The 14,728-nt window shown below is 55.9% G+C and carries 23 protein-coding genes and 1 tRNA gene; all 24 read left to right on the top strand.

All coding sequences use genetic code 11. The features are described from left to right. Positions 1-50: 50 nt before the first annotated feature. On the top strand, positions 51-515 hold the full coding sequence (locus J7400_RS18945) for a hypothetical protein (protein WP_209065665.1): 465 nt from the start codon (positions 51-53) through the stop codon (positions 513-515). After that, on the top strand, positions 512-679 hold the full coding sequence (locus tag J7400_RS18940; RefSeq protein WP_209065664.1) for a winged helix-turn-helix domain-containing protein: 168 nt from the start codon (positions 512-514) through the stop codon (positions 677-679). The genes J7400_RS18945 and J7400_RS18940 overlap by 4 nt, the downstream gene beginning before the upstream one ends. Positions 680-864: 185 nt before the next feature. Next, positions 865-1,200 carry a hypothetical protein gene (locus tag J7400_RS18935; RefSeq protein WP_209065663.1) on the top strand — a complete coding sequence of 112 codons (336 nt, stop codon included), beginning with the start codon at positions 865-867 and terminating at the stop codon, positions 1,198-1,200. Next, positions 1,197-1,733, top strand: coding sequence for a hypothetical protein (locus tag J7400_RS18930; RefSeq protein ID WP_209065662.1), 537 nt, complete (start codon positions 1,197-1,199; stop codon positions 1,731-1,733). Before J7400_RS18935 ends, J7400_RS18930 begins: the two co-directional genes overlap by 4 nt. Positions 1,734-1,737: 4 nt before the next feature. Beyond that, the gene (locus J7400_RS18925; RefSeq protein ID WP_209065661.1) at positions 1,738-2,454 is read left to right on the top strand and encodes a DUF1376 domain-containing protein; all 717 of its coding nucleotides are present in this window, start codon (positions 1,738-1,740) and stop codon (positions 2,452-2,454) included. Continuing rightward, the gene (locus J7400_RS18920) at positions 2,454-2,723 is read left to right on the top strand and encodes a hypothetical protein (RefSeq protein ID WP_209065660.1); all 270 of its coding nucleotides are present in this window, start codon (positions 2,454-2,456) and stop codon (positions 2,721-2,723) included. The genes J7400_RS18925 and J7400_RS18920 overlap by 1 nt, the downstream gene beginning before the upstream one ends. Before the next feature lie 50 nt (positions 2,724-2,773). After that, positions 2,774-4,210, top strand: coding sequence for an AAA family ATPase (locus tag J7400_RS18915; RefSeq protein WP_209065659.1), 1,437 nt, complete (start codon positions 2,774-2,776; stop codon positions 4,208-4,210). Beyond that, positions 4,210-4,419: a hypothetical protein gene (locus tag J7400_RS18910; RefSeq protein ID WP_209065658.1), complete on the top strand. Its 210-nt coding sequence runs from the start codon at positions 4,210-4,212 to the stop codon at positions 4,417-4,419. The genes J7400_RS18915 and J7400_RS18910 overlap by 1 nt, the downstream gene beginning before the upstream one ends. Then, positions 4,419-5,024, top strand: a complete 606-nt coding sequence (locus J7400_RS18905) for an MT-A70 family methyltransferase (protein ID WP_209065657.1) — start codon at positions 4,419-4,421, stop codon at positions 5,022-5,024. Before J7400_RS18910 ends, J7400_RS18905 begins: the two co-directional genes overlap by 1 nt. Further along, positions 5,021-5,230, top strand: coding sequence for a hypothetical protein (locus J7400_RS18900; protein ID WP_209065656.1), 210 nt, complete (start codon positions 5,021-5,023; stop codon positions 5,228-5,230). The genes J7400_RS18905 and J7400_RS18900 overlap by 4 nt, the downstream gene beginning before the upstream one ends. Then, on the top strand, positions 5,230-5,892 hold the full coding sequence (locus tag J7400_RS18895; RefSeq protein ID WP_209065655.1) for a hypothetical protein: 663 nt from the start codon (positions 5,230-5,232) through the stop codon (positions 5,890-5,892). The genes J7400_RS18900 and J7400_RS18895 overlap by 1 nt, the downstream gene beginning before the upstream one ends. 34 nt (positions 5,893-5,926) lie before the next feature. Next, positions 5,927-6,127 carry a hypothetical protein gene (locus J7400_RS18890; RefSeq protein ID WP_209065654.1) on the top strand — a complete coding sequence of 67 codons (201 nt, stop codon included), beginning with the start codon at positions 5,927-5,929 and terminating at the stop codon, positions 6,125-6,127. Between the two features lie 208 nt (positions 6,128-6,335). After that, a tRNA-OTHER gene (locus J7400_RS18885) sits at positions 6,336-6,462 on the top strand. A 686-nt stretch (positions 6,463-7,148) separates the two neighbouring features. Continuing rightward, the gene (locus J7400_RS18875; protein ID WP_209065652.1) at positions 7,149-7,547 is read left to right on the top strand and encodes a P27 family phage terminase small subunit; all 399 of its coding nucleotides are present in this window, start codon (positions 7,149-7,151) and stop codon (positions 7,545-7,547) included. Continuing rightward, complete coding sequence (locus J7400_RS18870; RefSeq protein WP_209065651.1) at positions 7,504-9,306, top strand: terminase TerL endonuclease subunit; 1,803 nt, start codon at positions 7,504-7,506, stop codon at positions 9,304-9,306. The genes J7400_RS18875 and J7400_RS18870 overlap by 44 nt, the downstream gene beginning before the upstream one ends. A gap of 10 nt (positions 9,307-9,316) precedes the next feature. Next, positions 9,317-10,573, top strand: coding sequence for a phage portal protein (locus J7400_RS18865; protein WP_209065650.1), 1,257 nt, complete (start codon positions 9,317-9,319; stop codon positions 10,571-10,573). Next, positions 10,560-11,396 carry a head maturation protease, ClpP-related gene (locus tag J7400_RS18860; protein WP_209065649.1) on the top strand — a complete coding sequence of 279 codons (837 nt, stop codon included), beginning with the start codon at positions 10,560-10,562 and terminating at the stop codon, positions 11,394-11,396. The genes J7400_RS18865 and J7400_RS18860 overlap by 14 nt, the downstream gene beginning before the upstream one ends. After that, positions 11,290-12,642, top strand: a complete 1,353-nt coding sequence (locus J7400_RS18855; protein ID WP_348540213.1) for a phage major capsid protein — start codon at positions 11,290-11,292, stop codon at positions 12,640-12,642. The genes J7400_RS18860 and J7400_RS18855 overlap by 107 nt, the downstream gene beginning before the upstream one ends. Before the next feature lie 55 nt (positions 12,643-12,697). Continuing rightward, positions 12,698-12,832, top strand: coding sequence for a hypothetical protein (locus J7400_RS21365; protein ID WP_280638030.1), 135 nt, complete (start codon positions 12,698-12,700; stop codon positions 12,830-12,832). A 6-nt stretch (positions 12,833-12,838) separates the two neighbouring features. Then, positions 12,839-13,405 (top strand): hypothetical protein, encoded by a 567-nt coding sequence (locus J7400_RS18850; protein WP_209065648.1) that lies wholly within the window; start codon positions 12,839-12,841, stop codon positions 13,403-13,405. Next, the gene (locus J7400_RS18845; RefSeq protein WP_209065647.1) at positions 13,405-13,725 is read left to right on the top strand and encodes a head-tail adaptor protein; all 321 of its coding nucleotides are present in this window, start codon (positions 13,405-13,407) and stop codon (positions 13,723-13,725) included. The genes J7400_RS18850 and J7400_RS18845 overlap by 1 nt, the downstream gene beginning before the upstream one ends. Continuing rightward, a complete protein-coding gene (locus J7400_RS18840; protein ID WP_209065646.1) occupies positions 13,722-14,126 on the top strand; it encodes a DUF3168 domain-containing protein in 405 nt (134 codons plus the stop codon). The genes J7400_RS18845 and J7400_RS18840 overlap by 4 nt, the downstream gene beginning before the upstream one ends. Continuing rightward, complete coding sequence (locus tag J7400_RS18835) at positions 14,126-14,530, top strand: HK97-gp10 family putative phage morphogenesis protein (RefSeq protein ID WP_209065645.1); 405 nt, start codon at positions 14,126-14,128, stop codon at positions 14,528-14,530. The genes J7400_RS18840 and J7400_RS18835 overlap by 1 nt, the downstream gene beginning before the upstream one ends. 27 nt (positions 14,531-14,557) lie before the next feature. After that, positions 14,558-14,728, top strand: coding sequence for a hypothetical protein (locus J7400_RS18830; RefSeq protein ID WP_209065644.1), 171 nt, complete (start codon positions 14,558-14,560; stop codon positions 14,726-14,728).

Here is a 14,728-nt window from a genome sequence, read left to right as displayed (position 1 = left end):
TGGGGCGCAGGTCGCCACGATGCATGGCAAATCCCAAGGGGGTTTTTGACATGAGGCGTGTGAGGGCAGGCTCCATTCAAGACGCAGTCAGAGGCGCCTATGCCGCCGCTGGCGGTATTGAATGCGCGGCTGATGATCTTGGCATATCAGCGTCCGCGCTTTCTCGTGCGATCGATGCAAGTGACGAGGCAAGACCCGGCGGTCTGGGAGTGAACTATCTCCATCGCTTGTGCCGGATCACGCCAGAGGCGGCCGCACCAATCGCGGAACACTTCGCCCGTCTATCTGGCGGCGTGTTTAAGCCGCGTCGGGAGCAAACCCAATCGGGGTGCATTCATACCCTGATGTCAGAGTTTAGCGACGTTCTGAAATGCCATGCTGACGCTTTCTCTGAGGCTTCGCAGAACCCCGATGGGTTCACCCCAGAAGAGGCGAAAGCCACGCTCAAAGAGATCGAGGAGCACCGCGCCCAGCTGGAGGCGTACCAGAAGTACGTGGAGGAGTTCTTGTCATGAATATCCTCGCACAGCGTGTACGCGATGAGCGCGACCTAAAGGTTCTCGAACTCTTGGATGCTGGCCTGTCTCAACAGGCAGTTGCTGACCGATTGGGCATCACGAGAGGCCCGATTGTGAAGCTCGTGACCGACATCCGGAAAGATGAGGAGGCACAACCTTGAACACCCCGAAGCCAACTCACGGACACGGGACGGGCCACGCATGGGGATGCGTGAACACCTTAGCGGGGCAGGCGCCCAAAGCCCCGCAGAGATCCCCTGAGGCTTGGGTCAATGCCTCTACCATTCCCTGTTGAACCTGCCGGGGCCCTATCCGGTCCCGGCCTTTTTTTCTGAAAGGAACACCCATGCCGAAAGACATGCAGGACAAAGAGTTCTCGCTCGATCTGCAGAAGCTTCGTGGTTCGCTTGACCGTATCCACGGTAAGGCCACATCGAGCTCCGAAAGCAGCTCAAGCCTTGGCCAGCAGCGTAAGCAAGAGGTTGAAACTCTGGGCTGTCACAAGGACGCCCTCTCGATGGTTGAGCGCATTGACCGGATGAGCGATGACAAGCGCGCTGACTTCCTCCGTTCATTCCGGCCGATGTTTGAGGGCCTGATGCCTCAGTGGGAGGAGGCGATGCAGGACATGCTCGACAAAGCCGCGGCGCAGTCCGACGACATGGCGGGGGCTATGGCGTGATTGTTTGCGGCTTAGATATCGCAACCGAAACCGGTGTCTGCCTTGGGGAACCAGGGCAGACACCGGAATTCTTCTCCCGTGACCTTGGGCAAGGGAAGACCCACGACCTTCGTTTCTCCAATGTCATGAGACTGGCGCACGAGCTGATCCAAGACAGGGGCGTCAAGTTCATCGGGATAGAGGCTCCGATCCTCACCCGGAAGGACACCAAGGCCAAGGTTGAGCTTCTCCATGGGCTGATTGCCAACGTGCGTGGCTGGGCTCACCTGCGCGGGATCGAGTGTCGCACCTTCGAGGTGGCCACCTTGGATAAGAACTTCCTCGGAGCGGCCCAGAGAGCGGGCAGGGACGCGCGCAAGCTCGCTATCTGGCGTCAGTGTCAGGCACGCGGCTGGACCCCCAAGACGCAAGACGAGGCCGATGCTGGTTCGGTCTGGGACATGGCCTGCGTAACGCAGTGCCGGTCCTACGCAATCCATTCCACGCCTCTGTTCAATCGGAGGCATACCAAGATTTCTCGAAAGCAGGGGTAAGCGGATGAGCATCCTTCACGTGGCCTTCTATCCCTCTGATTGGCTCGCTGGAACGCGGGGTTTGTCAGATGTGGAGACAGGCGTCTACATCACCTTGATCGCTCGTATGTATGAGATGGCTGGGCCATTGGAGCGCGATGATAACCGGCTGTATCGGCTGTGTGGAAGTAAGTCCAAAGCCAGCTTTGTGAAGGCTCTCAATTACCTGATTTCGGACGGCAAAATCATCGAAACCGAAGGGGGTTTGTTCAATGATCGAGTGCAAAAAGAGATCGAAAAAGTGACTGAAAAGTCTGTATCAGCCAAGCAAGCAGCTGATGCAAGATGGAAGAAAAAAACCAATAAAAACAATGGTCCGAAAAATGCGAACGCATCCAATCCGCATATGCAAAAGCCATGCCAGTTAGAACCAGAGTTAGAGAAAAAAGAAGAACCTAAAGGTTCTTCCAAAAAGAAACCTCGTGGTGATCGTCTGCCAGAGGATTGGGTTCTGCCGAAAGCTCTGGGTGATTGGGCGGTTGATCAGGGACTGCCGCCGCAAGATGTCCGCAAGGAGGCCGCCAAGTTCATCGACTATTGGCACAGCGTGCCGGGCCAAAAGGGCGTGAAGCTTGATTGGCCAGCGACTTGGAGAAACTGGATCAGAAAGCGCTTGGATGATCTGGCACCGAAGCGACCTCAGCTCGCCGGTGCTGATTTCTGGACGGGAGGGCAAGGTTGATGATTGACCTAGATGCTTTCGAGGAACGCGCAGCAATCATGGAATTCGACGGGGGGCTTTCCCGATTCCGGGCAGAGACGCTGGCAGCCCAGGCTCAGGGAAAACGACGCGATGAGGTGATCAATGAAATCCGAAAGCGAAATTCTTTACGACAACGGGATCACGGTTCGGAGATGGCAGGGCAACAGCGCCCGAACCACATGCCCGGAATGCAGCCCACACAGGCGCAAGAAGACCGACCCGTGTCTGAGCGTCACACGCAAGGATGACGGGATTCAATGGTGCTGCTGGCACTGCGGATGGAGCGGAGGCGAATTCTATGAGCAAAGACGTGATGACTTGGCTTCAGGAAGTCAGAAAACTGGACGGAGATCTCTTGGCGGATATGCGGGTAGAGGCTCGCAATCATCAACATCTCGGGCAGGTGGCGGCGTTCCCTTATCGCAAAGAGGGGGAAATCTACGCGGCCAAGTTTCGGACGGTGGACAAAAAGTTTCTCAGCACCAAGGACGTGAAGAGGGGGCTGTACAACGCCGACGCGCTTTCTCGGGACGAAGAGCTACCGATTGTCATAACCGAAGGGGAGATTGACTGTCTCACGGTTATTCAGTCTGGATTTTTACGAGCGGTCTCGCTTCCAGATGGATGGACAGAGCAAGGAAATAAGACCGAGGATCTGGTGGCTGCGGAGGAGCATCTAAGGCAATCCCCCTACGTGATCGTTGCTGGTGATAATGATGCCGCGGGAGAAAGCCTTCCCCGAACGATGGCAAATATCTTGGCGGGCCACGATGTGCGCTATGTGGAATGGCCAGAGGGGTGTAAAGACGCCAACGATGTGCTTATAACCCTTGGAGAGGGCGAAGTAGCAGCGCGCTTGAATGCTGCCAAGCGGCTTGACCCTCCTGGCGGTCTGATTTCAGGGTTTTCTGATCTGCCACCTCTCTCCAATCGTCGTGTTCTGAAACTTGGAAGAGATCCGTTTGATGATCTGATCGCGCTTGAGCTAGGAGAGATTTCTGTTTGGACAGGCTTGCCCGGATGCGGAAAGTCAACTCTTGTCACTTGGCTGGCTCATGAAGTTGCGAAGAAAGAGGGTGTTCGCAATGGCATGATCGCTTTCGAAACCCATTCCCATAGGTTCCGCGATCAGCTGGCGAGAATTGAGACGCACCAATCTTGGGAGAAGCTCCCGACTGCAATGCGTGAGCAGCTCACAGATAAACTCGATAAGATCTGGCGCATTGTGCACGTCACCGATGATGACAACAACGACACCAACCTAGGCTGGTTGGAGAGCATGATTAAAACGCTTGCTCTACGAGATGGTTGCAAGGTGATCATCATCGATCCTTGGAACGAATTGGAGCACTTGCCTGAGCCGGGCGAAAGCATGACGCAGTACATCAACTTCGCGCTGCGGTTCATTCGGCGCCTAGCAAAGCGACTTGAAGTCCACATCTGCGTTGTTGCGCACCCCAAGAAGATGAGCACAGAAGGGACGCCGAGGCCCCCAACAGGCTATGACATCGCCGACTCTGCAGCCTTCTTCAATAAGCCCGGATTGGGCATCACCGTTCACCCTGGGTCAGAGGATTTTGTGGTCTCTCTGCTCAATTGGAAAACGCGTGATGTGCTTCTCTATGGTACGCGTCGTTGCAAGCGAGACGTCCAGTTCGCAGAGGCTTGGGGAGGCTACAACGCGATTTCTGATCCCGCCGAGGCTGCCCCAATGCAAATGGAGGCGGAATTCTGATGGATGCCCTTGCCGAAGCAAACCGCATCAAGGATCGCCTGCGCGCCTGCACATCAGCCAAAGAGCTGGAGCAGGTTGCCAACGAAGAGCGTGCAGCAGTGCTCAAGATGAAAGACGGAGAGGGCCACGGCCCGGCGATGTACCTCCACATTCGCAATCTCAAGAACCTGATGATGCGGGACTTTGACCCTGCACGGGCGGCGGCATGATGGCGGTATTTACAAACCTCTCTGAAATCCCGATGTTTCACTATGATCTGATCATGGCGGATCCGCCTTGGCTCTTTGGCAACTGGTCAAAGAAAGGCGAGAAGAAGAACGCGACATCCCAATATGATTGCATCCCAGAGGATGGCATCCGCGCACTCAGGGTGGCAGATTTCGCCGCTAAAGACTGCGTTCTCTGGCTTTGGGCCACAAATCCCCTGATCGATGTTCAGATCGATGTCATGAAGGCTTGGGGCTTCAAGTTCGTCACCTCAGGGCATTGGGCAAAGTTCACAAAGGCCTCCTACTGGCGTGATCAGAACGTGGTTTCCGGCAAGCAGCACTTCGGCACTGGGTATTGCCTGCGATCAGCGGGCGAGCCGTTCATCATCGGCGCAATCGGCAGCCCGACATATGCCAAGAAAGTCAGATCGGTATTGATGGCGCCAGCGCGTGAGCACTCCCGCAAGCCAGAAGAGGCCTATGCGGCCGCGGAAACACTGGCGCCAATGGCGACCAAGCGCCTTGACCTGTTTTCACGCCAAGTGCGCCCGGGCTGGGATTGCTTCGGAAACGAAGTCGGCAAATTCGAAGAGGTGACAGCATGAGTGGCGTCTCCCGCATCTACCACAAAGGCCCCTCAGATGCTCCGCAGGGCGCAGAAGCAACGCGCAGGAACCACATGGAACGCAAGCGGCTCTGGCACCAGCTGGGCGTGGCTGTGATCGACCCCAACGACATCAACAATGATTGGGAACGCCAACAGGTGATCAATCAGGCAGAAGAGCTTTACGGAAAGAGAAGGAAGCGCTGATGGTTTCCAACAGGCAGGTCAGAGAGCAGCTGAAGAAAGGCGGGCAACGCGTCTTCTCAAGTGCCAAGGCAGAGATCTACGACAAGCAGGGCGCACGCTTGGACCGACAAACAGCCGCGGGCATTGATACCAACGTCCACCAACTGCTTGACCCCAGATTGCCCCTTACAGACGCACAGCGCGCCGTAGGCAACTGCTTTGGCGCATACACCCAAGAGCTGCTTGCAGGTGGCAGGGGAAGCAACATCCTGCGTGAGAGGGTGGACAGCACTCCTACCGGTGCCGCTGGTGTGTCCGAGGGGCTTGTGTACCGCTCTCAGATGGTCGCCTGTGCTGTGAAGGTGCTGCAGGCCGCCCCGAAGATCACCTACAAGGTGGGAACGGCCCGCAACTGCGTGATGGGCAACCACAAGCCGATCTCATGCCTAGAGCTGGCCTCCAAGGTCTGCACGCAGCAGCGCACGCTCTCACAGGTCGCTATCACCTTCGGTTGGGTTCGCATCCCGGTAAAGGATGGTCAGTGGCAGTCGCCCAAGGTTCCAGACCGCCAGCGCAAGCACCTCTCCCAAGCTCTGGCTGACACCATCGACATGATCTCAGACGCTTGGGAAGAGGGTGGATACAAGGTGCCGCACCAGTTCTTCACGGTTGTGGTGAGGTGAGGCGAAGTAAGTTCGATAGCGGGAAGGAGACAAGATGGCCGAAGAAAAGAACGAGGTGGTTACACGTCTGGAGGAGGTGTTGGAGAAAGCTAAAAAGGGAGAAATTGACTCTCTTGCCTATGTCTACTCTGACCCCTCCAACACAATAACTTGGGGCCATATTGGGGTCACTGACTATGGCCTGCTGCTCTATGGTGCGCGAATTAGCGCGATGGCCCTCGAAGAGGGTGATTAAAAAACCGTTGACTGAGAGTCAGTTACTGAGTCATGTATGACATAATGGGGCGAATCAGGAACAAAACTGATCTCGCCCTTTTTGTTTGGAGTTCTTCTCATGACTGTTGGAGAAAGGCTTATCAAAGCCGCCCGTGAAGCCCGCGAGGGGTATGGCGGCGACAAGGTCCGGAGCATCGTGCGCTGACTGCATTGTGCTCCTTGGGCGCGGAGTTGTGACAGAGTCAGGTCTATTGTTGATCCCGAACTATGAAGGGCATGACCAGCTAGACACGGTGTTTGCCGCTGGAAAGGCAATAAGCAACGTGCCGTGGGTTCGAATCCCTGCCAACTCCCGCTCAGCAGACCTCATCGAAAGGGTGGGCGCCCCTCAAGCGTCAAATGGGTACAGTGCTGCAACCGAGGCCCTCCACCGAAGAGAGTAGGTGCGGATTCTTGCAGCCGGATTGGCAGACGAAACAGGGCTGTGTGACCGGATCGCTACCGGAGCCGAAACCCTGGCCATAAACACCACAAGAGACTGAGACGTCATATGGCAGCCATCCACCAAACGTGGCAATGGCGCAAGCTGCGTCCCAAGATCTTAGTCAGAGACAACTGGACCTGTCAGATGTGCGGCGTGGTTCTCCGTGAGGGCAGGCGCCACAAGGCAGCAGCTGTGGTGGACCACATCAGGCCATATGACCTTAGGCCAGACCTAGAGCTTGAGCCTGACAACCTCTGGTCAGTCTGCAGGGACTGCCACGATAGGGAATGCAGACGGATCGAGGATAAGGCGCGGAGCATACGTCAGTGGACGCCACGTGGAGCGGACTGGATCGCTTCGGAGAAGATGAGGTTCAGGTTCGTGTCGCTGGACGGGACGGTAGGTGGGCCAGGTGGTCAGCCGCCTCGGGCTTAAGGTAGTGCCATCAGACAGCCGCAGGGGGGGGTGGTAAAAGTGCCACAGGGTCGGTTGGCCGCTACCCGCGCCCAAGCTTCATTTTCGCGCAGATCAGTTTTCAAAGGGGGGTGGGGGTCAATTGAAGAAGCCGGTTTACAAACGCCTCTTTGCCCAAGCTGAAGACGGCGAAGCCCGTGCCAAATTTGCTGACGCTGAATGGAAGGCTCTTTGCGAAGCGCTTGATGCGAACGGCCATCTAAACGAGCAGCGCAAACGCATAATCGACCGTCTGGTGAGGGAGCGCGTTGAATACGAGTTTCTCTATCCTGTCGTGTCCGAGCATGGGCCCATCAAAGTCGGGCCAAATGGTGGCGACGTTTTCAGTGGCGAATGGTCCGCGCTCCAAAAGATCAAAGACCAAATCCTGAAACTCGAAGAGGCGTTGAAACTTACGGTTCCAAAGAGTGATGAAGCCCCCAAAAAACCAAACACAAATGCGCCAGCGCAAAAGTTCCTCGATCGCCTTGGACCCAACTAGCGAATACGCCCGCAAGGTGCTCGATGGAGAGATTGTGGCTGGTAATTACATTAAGCTGGCCTGTGAGCGGCACTTCTCAGATCTGGAGGCAGGGCCAGAGCGCGGATTGTATTTCGATGCTGAAGCAGCGGCTGAGGCCATTGGGTTTTTTCCGGCGATGTTTACCATCGCGGACGGGAACAAGGCGGGAGAACCGTTCCATCTTTTGGAGTGGCATACATTCGTTGTTGGGTCTTTGTTTGGATGGCACAAGAACGGGCGTCTGAGGTTCCGCAAGGCATGGATTGAAACGGGTAAGGGGCAGGCAAAATCACCTTTGATGGGAGGTATTTCGCTATATGTCTGCGGATTTCGGGGCATACCGCGAGCGCAATGCTACGCCATCGCCTCGAAGCTAGATCAGGCAAAAATCCCATTCAAAGATGCGGTGGCGCTTTGCCGTGAGCCGATACCAGAATTGGGTGAGAGCCTGGAAAAAAGGCAAGATGTTACCGTTTCCGGTAAAGGCCAGAACGCTTGGCGCATCGAGTTTCCTCACAACGGATCGTTTTTTGAAGCCAAAGCGACAACCGATAGCCTGTCCGGCCCTCGGCCAGATTGCGTGATCGCTGACGAGGTGCATGAGTTCCAGTCAATGAAGCCGCTTGAATTGTGGGAAGCTGGCATCGCAAAAAAATCGGGATCGGCGTTCATGTTGCTGGGGACAAACACGCCAGCGATTGACCAGATCGTCGGTACGGAAAAATCTGAATATTTCCAGCTCATGCTCAAAGGGATTTATGAAGACGATGAGGCGTTCGCTTACATCGCGCGCGTTGATGATGATGATGATCCATTCCAAGATGAGAGCTGTTGGATCAAAGCCATGCCTGCTCTCGGCGTCACATTCGAATACGACAACGTAAGAGGCCAAGTAAACACAGCTCGGAACGATGAAGCCAAACGGCTCACTGTATCGCGCCTGTATTTCGGGATTCCCGTTGGCTCCAGCGGTTTCTGGGTGGATGAGGCCGAGTGGCGAAAGTGCATTGGAGAGGTCAGTGAGCAGGATATAGAGGGCAAAAAGTGCTTTCTGTCGCTGGATCTCTCGGAGAAAAACGACCTCACGGCTCTTGGCGCGGTCTTCAAGGGTGCGGATGACCGGCTTGCCGCAAAACTCTGGTACTGGACCACGCCGGGTGGTCTTGAGCGGCGCTCCACATTGGATCGCATTCCTTACAAGGTCTATGTCGAAAAAGGCGAGCTGAGCGTCACTGAGTCCGCAGTAATCGACTACGAATTCGTAGCAATGCAGATCAAAGACCTGGTCTCGAAGCACGATGTTGACAGCCTGACGATTGACCCCTCTTTCTGGGAGAAATTCAGAGACGCCTGCGAGAAGATCGGTCTGAAAGTCTGGGTTTACGAAGGGCCAGAGGAGCCGGAAGGCGAGGGGCTTAAGGTTGTTCGCCATTCGCAGGGCACGAAAGTCGCGTTTGGCGAGCGGAATTTGTGCATGCCTCATTCGATCACCCGCCTAACCGACAAGGTTTTGACCGGGGATATCGTGATCGAGACCAACCGCCTGACGCAATATTGCGCGGCCAACACTGTGATCCGCACGGATGCGATTGGAAACCAGATGTTCGACAAGTCACGGCAGCGCGGCCGAATGGATGGAATGATCGCACTGGCGATGGCCACCGGCGCCTCTGAGGGGGTGAAGGTGAAGGCAACTGAGCCGAGCATCTATGAAAACCACGGCATTCGTACCGTGTGAGGGAGCTTGAATGAGCGTGTTTAGCATTTTCCGCCGCAGCGAACCGCAGGCGGCATCTCATTCGTCGGTGAAATCTATGGCGGGCGATCTTGCAGCATTCAACGGCCTTGATGACCCTGCGCTCTATGAGTTCATCCGTACCGGTGGCGGCAACCTTACCGAAAGCGGCGAGACCGTAACCATCAAATCTGCAATGCGAAACACAACCATCATTCGTTGTGTTTCGCTGATATCCTTCTCTATAGGCATGCTGCCGCTTCATCTTCAGAGGAAAGATGACAAGAGCAACGCCACAGAACACCCGTTGTTTCGGCTTCTTCACCGAAGGCCAAACCCCTGGCAGACTGCGTTTGAATTTCGCTCTTTGCTGGAGCAGAGGGCATTGCAGCACGGTGACGCGTATGCTCGAAAAGTCTACAGCGGCAACAAGCTGCTGTATTTGATCCCGATGAATCCGGCGCATGTGACCGTGCGCCAGCGCGATGATTGGTCTCTCGAATACCGCCTGGACCGCCGAGATAAGTCTCCGATGGTTCTGCCCCAGCGCGAGGTCTTCCATCTTCGCTACGGGCTTTCTGATGACGGCATTTCCGGCATCTCGCTGGTGAAACAATCCGCAGAGGCTATCGGCCTAGCATTGCAGGCTGAGAAAGCAGCGGCCCGCTTGTTCCGTAACGGGATGATCGTTGGGGGCGCGTTGAAACATCCGGGAACTCTGAGCCCCGAAGCGTATGAGCGTCTTCGAGCCAGCATGAACGAGGACGCAGGCGCAGAGGGTGCCCATAAATGGAAGATTCTGGAGGAGGGCATGGAGCTTCAGCCTTCTGCCCAGTCTAACAAAGACAGTCAGGCAATCGAGAACCGCAAGCACCAAATTGAAGAGGTCGCACGCCCATTCGGTGTTCCCCGTCCATTGCTTGGGATGGACGATACATCTTGGGGCTCAGGTATCGATGTCCTTGGTCAGTTGTTCGTAAGATATGGGCTCAATCCGTGGTTTGAAGCCTGGCAGCAGGCAATTGAGCGGGATTTGCTCACCGAGCGAGAGGCGGATCTCTATGAAGCCAAGTTCAACCCCGGTGCGCTGCTGCGCGGGTCGATGAAGGATCAGGCGGAGTTTTTCGCCAAGGCGCTCGGTTCTGGCGGCCATCAACCTTGGATGGAATGGCGAGAGGTCCGCGAAGTCATGGATCTGCCGGCAATCGATACGGCGCCGCCTCCACCACCGGGCCTTACAGGAAAAGGAGCTAAAAATGAGCCTTCGTGATCTACCTGACCTCCAGGTCAAGAAGTTGCCTTCAGTATGCGCTTTTGAGGCTGATCCCATCGCGTTGGAGCGTTGGAATGCTGGCGTTCAAGCACGTGACAGCGACGATAACACCATCACAATCCTGGACGTGATCGGCGAAGACTACTGGACCGGCCGAGGGGTGACTTCTGAGCGTATTGCGGCTGCACTGCGCAGGATCGGCTCACAAGACGTTGTTGTTGAGATCAACAGCCCGGGAGGCGACTTCTTTGACGGTATCGCCATTTACAACATGCTGAGAGCGCACCCTCACAAAGTGACGGTGAAAGTGATCGGTCTCGCCGCATCAGCCGCTTCAGTAATCGCGATGGCTGGCGATGAAATACAGATCGGCAAAACTGGGTTCATGATGATCCACAATGCCTGGACCATCGCTCTAGGCAACCGGCATGATCTCATTGAGGCCGCTGAAACGATTGAGCCCTTTGATGATGCCATGGCGACGCTATATGCATCTCGCTCTGGGGATGAGAAATCCAAGGTTATTGCATGGATGGATGACGAGACCTGGTTCAACGGCGAGCAAGCCGTTGAGGTGGGTTTGGCTGATGGTTTCCTCCCAGCGGATGCTGTGACCGAGGACCAAACCAAAGCCAAGGCGATGGAGGGGGTCAACGCGACACGACGCATCGACGCACTCCTCGCTAAATCTGGAATGCCGAGGACTGAACGCCGTGCGCTTCTCTCCGACGCAAAAGGGGGCAAGCCGGACGCTGCTCCAACCGCTACGCACGACGCTGGCGAACTCGCGGCTCTCGCCAAGGGCCTTTTCAAAATCTGAACCAAGGAGAAGCATTATGAATATGCATTCCGCACCCGCGAAGCCTCGCGGGATCGTTGCCGTGCGCGCTGATGCGTCCGGCGATATGAAGAATATCCTGACCAATCTGCAGAAGGACTGGCAGGCCTACAAAGACACGCAGGCTGAAAAAGACAAAGAAGTGGAAAACCGCTTCGATGATGTCGTCACGACCGAAAAGTTTGATCGCATCGACGCCAGCGTTTCGGATTTGCAGGCCGCTGTGGATCAAGCCAACGCCAAGCTGGCTGCTTTCGAAATGAATGGCGGCGCTGAAGGCGAGCGTGATCCTGAGTACAGCGAGTCCTTCAGGGCACACATGCGCAAAGGCGATGTGCAGGCAGCGCTGAACAAAGGTGCCGACGATGAAGGTGGCTATCTTGCTCCTACAGAGTGGGACCGCACGATCATCGATCGCCTGTCCGAGGTTTCGCCGATGCGGCAGATCGCTGATGTTCAGAAGGTCGGCAAATCTGGGTTTACTGTCCTGATCAACCAAGGCGGCACCGGTTCCGGTTGGGTGGGCGAGACTGACGCACGCCCAGAAACGACCACACCAACCCTTGTTGCCTTCACTCTGGGCAATGGCGAAATCTACGCCAACCCGGGCGCCACCCAGCAGATGCTGGACGATTCTGAGATCGACTTGGAGTCTTGGCTTGCTGGCGAAGTCGATACCGAGTTCGCGGAACAGGAAGGCGCAGCTTTCGTTGCAGGCAACGGCACCAACAAACCGGCAGGCTTCCTGAGTTTCGCGACCGGCGGTGTGAACGCAAACCGCAATCCTCTGGGCGCTGTTGAGGTTCTTCCGGCGGCGGGCGCTGCGGTAGTCACCGAAGACGAACTGCTGGATATGATCTACGACATTCCTTCTTCTTACTCGGCTGGCGCGCGTTTCATCATGAACCGCAAGAGTATGGGTAAAGTACGGAAGTTGCGCGATGGTGATGGCCGCCAGCTGTGGCAGCCCTCCAGTCAGGCGGGTCAGCCGTCTCAGTTGCTGGCTCATCCGCTGACTGAAATGCCTGACATGCCTGATATGACCAGCGGCGCGCTTTCGATCGGCTTTGGTAACTTCAAGCGCGGCTACCGCATCATGGATCGCTGGGGTGTGCGGATTCTGCGTGATCCGTTCACAGCAAAACCAAAAGTTCTGTTCTACACCACCAAGCGTGTGGGCGGTGCTGTGATCGATCCTCGCGGCCTGCGTGTCTTGCGGCACGCGTAAATCAATTGATCCGCCCCATCCTGGGGCGGATTTCACCCCTTTCAGGAGACAGAAAATGGCAACGCAAAAAACGGACAAAGACCAGGTTCAGCAGCCGAAACCTCGCCGCGCAATGACCCCCGAGGAAGCGAAGAAACGCGGCCTAGACCCGGCCGCCTATGGCAAGCCGTCCTCAAAATCGAAGGACTAGAAATATATGTTCCGCCCCATTTTGATCACGCCTCCATCCGAGCACCCCATCACCGTTCACGATTGTAAGGAGCATGCCGTTGTTGACTTCAACGAAGACGATGCGCTGATCCTTGGCTACATTGATGCGGCTATGGCAAAGCTCGATGGATACAGAGGTGTCTTGGGGCGGTGCATTATCAACCAAACGTGGCAGCAGGGTTTCCCATGCTTTCAGCGGGAGTTTTTACTGCCTGTCCCAGACGTTTCCGCAGTCTCGATCAAATATGATGACGCCGAAGGCGTTGAGCAGGAAATTCCAGCCGACAGTATCAAGTTTTACCCCGCGCCGCTTGGAACGCTCGTTGTGATTTCGTCCGGGTTTTCGTTTGCGGCATTGGAGTCCGGCAACCGGGCGCCGGTTAGGGTTGAGTTCACTGCGGGCTTTGGCGGAGCGGGTGATGTACCCCAGCCCATCAGGGTTGCAATTCATCAGATTGTCACCCGTCTTTATGAGGACCGGTCAGGCGATAATGGCGATCTCAGTGCATCGGTCATGAGCCTCATCAGCAACTACCGGTGGACCCGCGTATGATGCGCGAGAACGTAGCTTTCGATGCTCCGGTGCTTTCTCCGGATGGCTCTGGCGGTCATGAACGCGAATGGGTGAAGCGCTATTCCTGTCGCGCCAAATTCATCTACTCGCGGGGATCTGAAGCTGTTTCGGCCGCACGCTTGGAAGGTCGCGCAATCTATAAAATCAAAATCCGTCAGTGTGATGCATCAAGGGTCATTAAGACGGATTGGCGCATGCGCGACACACGTCGAAGCGAGACCTACAACATCCGTGAAGTTGACGCGATCACTGACCCGAAGTGGGTCTATTTGACCGTGGAAAGTGGGGTGGCGCAATGAGTGCTTCCGTAGAATTGCAATCTCTGGTCTACAGCACCCTTATCGCGGACGCAGGCGTTTCTGCGCTGGTGGGTGACAAGGTATTCGACGGCCGTCCCGACGAAACTCAGTATCCGTGCATCACTTTTGGTCCGATGGATATGAGCCCCGATGATATGGAGGGCATCTCGGGCCGAGAAGAGACGATACAGATCGATATTTGGTCCCGCGACGGGGGGCGGCTTCGCCCGTGCAAAGAGATCGCAGATGCTGTCAAGTCGGCGCTTCACCTGGCGGATCTGTCTCTCGCGACGAATTGTCTTGTGAAGGTTGAGGTCGAAAGCATGCGCGTGTTTCTGGATCGCGACGGCCTCACTGCTCACGGCGTCGTCAGCGTGATGGCCGATATCGAAGAAGCCTGATGGTCGAAGGTCTTGACCGGTTCAATCGCCGCTGGAAGTCGATCCCGAAAAACGCGCGTATCAATGTGCGCGCCGCGATGGAAGATGCCGCCACGGACATCGTGGAAGAGATGTGGTTGCGCGCGCCATATGATGATGGTGTTCTCGCGGCTTCCATCGGATGGACCTGGGGGGAAGCACCGGCTGGATCTTTAACCATCGGAACCGTTGGCGGCCGCGAGTACGGCGCGATGCGCATCACGATATTCGCAGGCGGGGGCGATGCATTCTATGCGTGGTTTCAGGAATTTGGGACGCAGGATATGCCTGCAAACCCGTTTTTTTACCCAGTTTGGCGGGTGCGCCGGAAAAACGTCAGATCCCGTATTTCTCGCGCGATCAGCAAGGCTATCCGCGAGAGTTAAGTCCGCTCATCAAAGAGGGAACTCCGCATGAAAGTCATTATTGTGAACGACACGACCTATCGCGTGTCTTCAGCGGTTTCGCAGTCATTCAAGGCGAAACCTGACCCTTTGAACCTTCCAAAGAAGACCGCACAGGCCCTCATCAATCGTGGGGATGCAGTGCTTTTCGACCCAGAAACCAAGCATCAAGGAGATTGA

It is taken from the genome of Shimia sp. R9_2, from assembly GCF_017743735.1.
GTDB lineage: Bacteria > Pseudomonadota > Alphaproteobacteria > Rhodobacterales > Rhodobacteraceae > Shimia.
The sequence above is the reverse complement of the archived record's forward strand: the minus strand, read 5'-3'. Positions and strand labels throughout refer to the sequence as shown.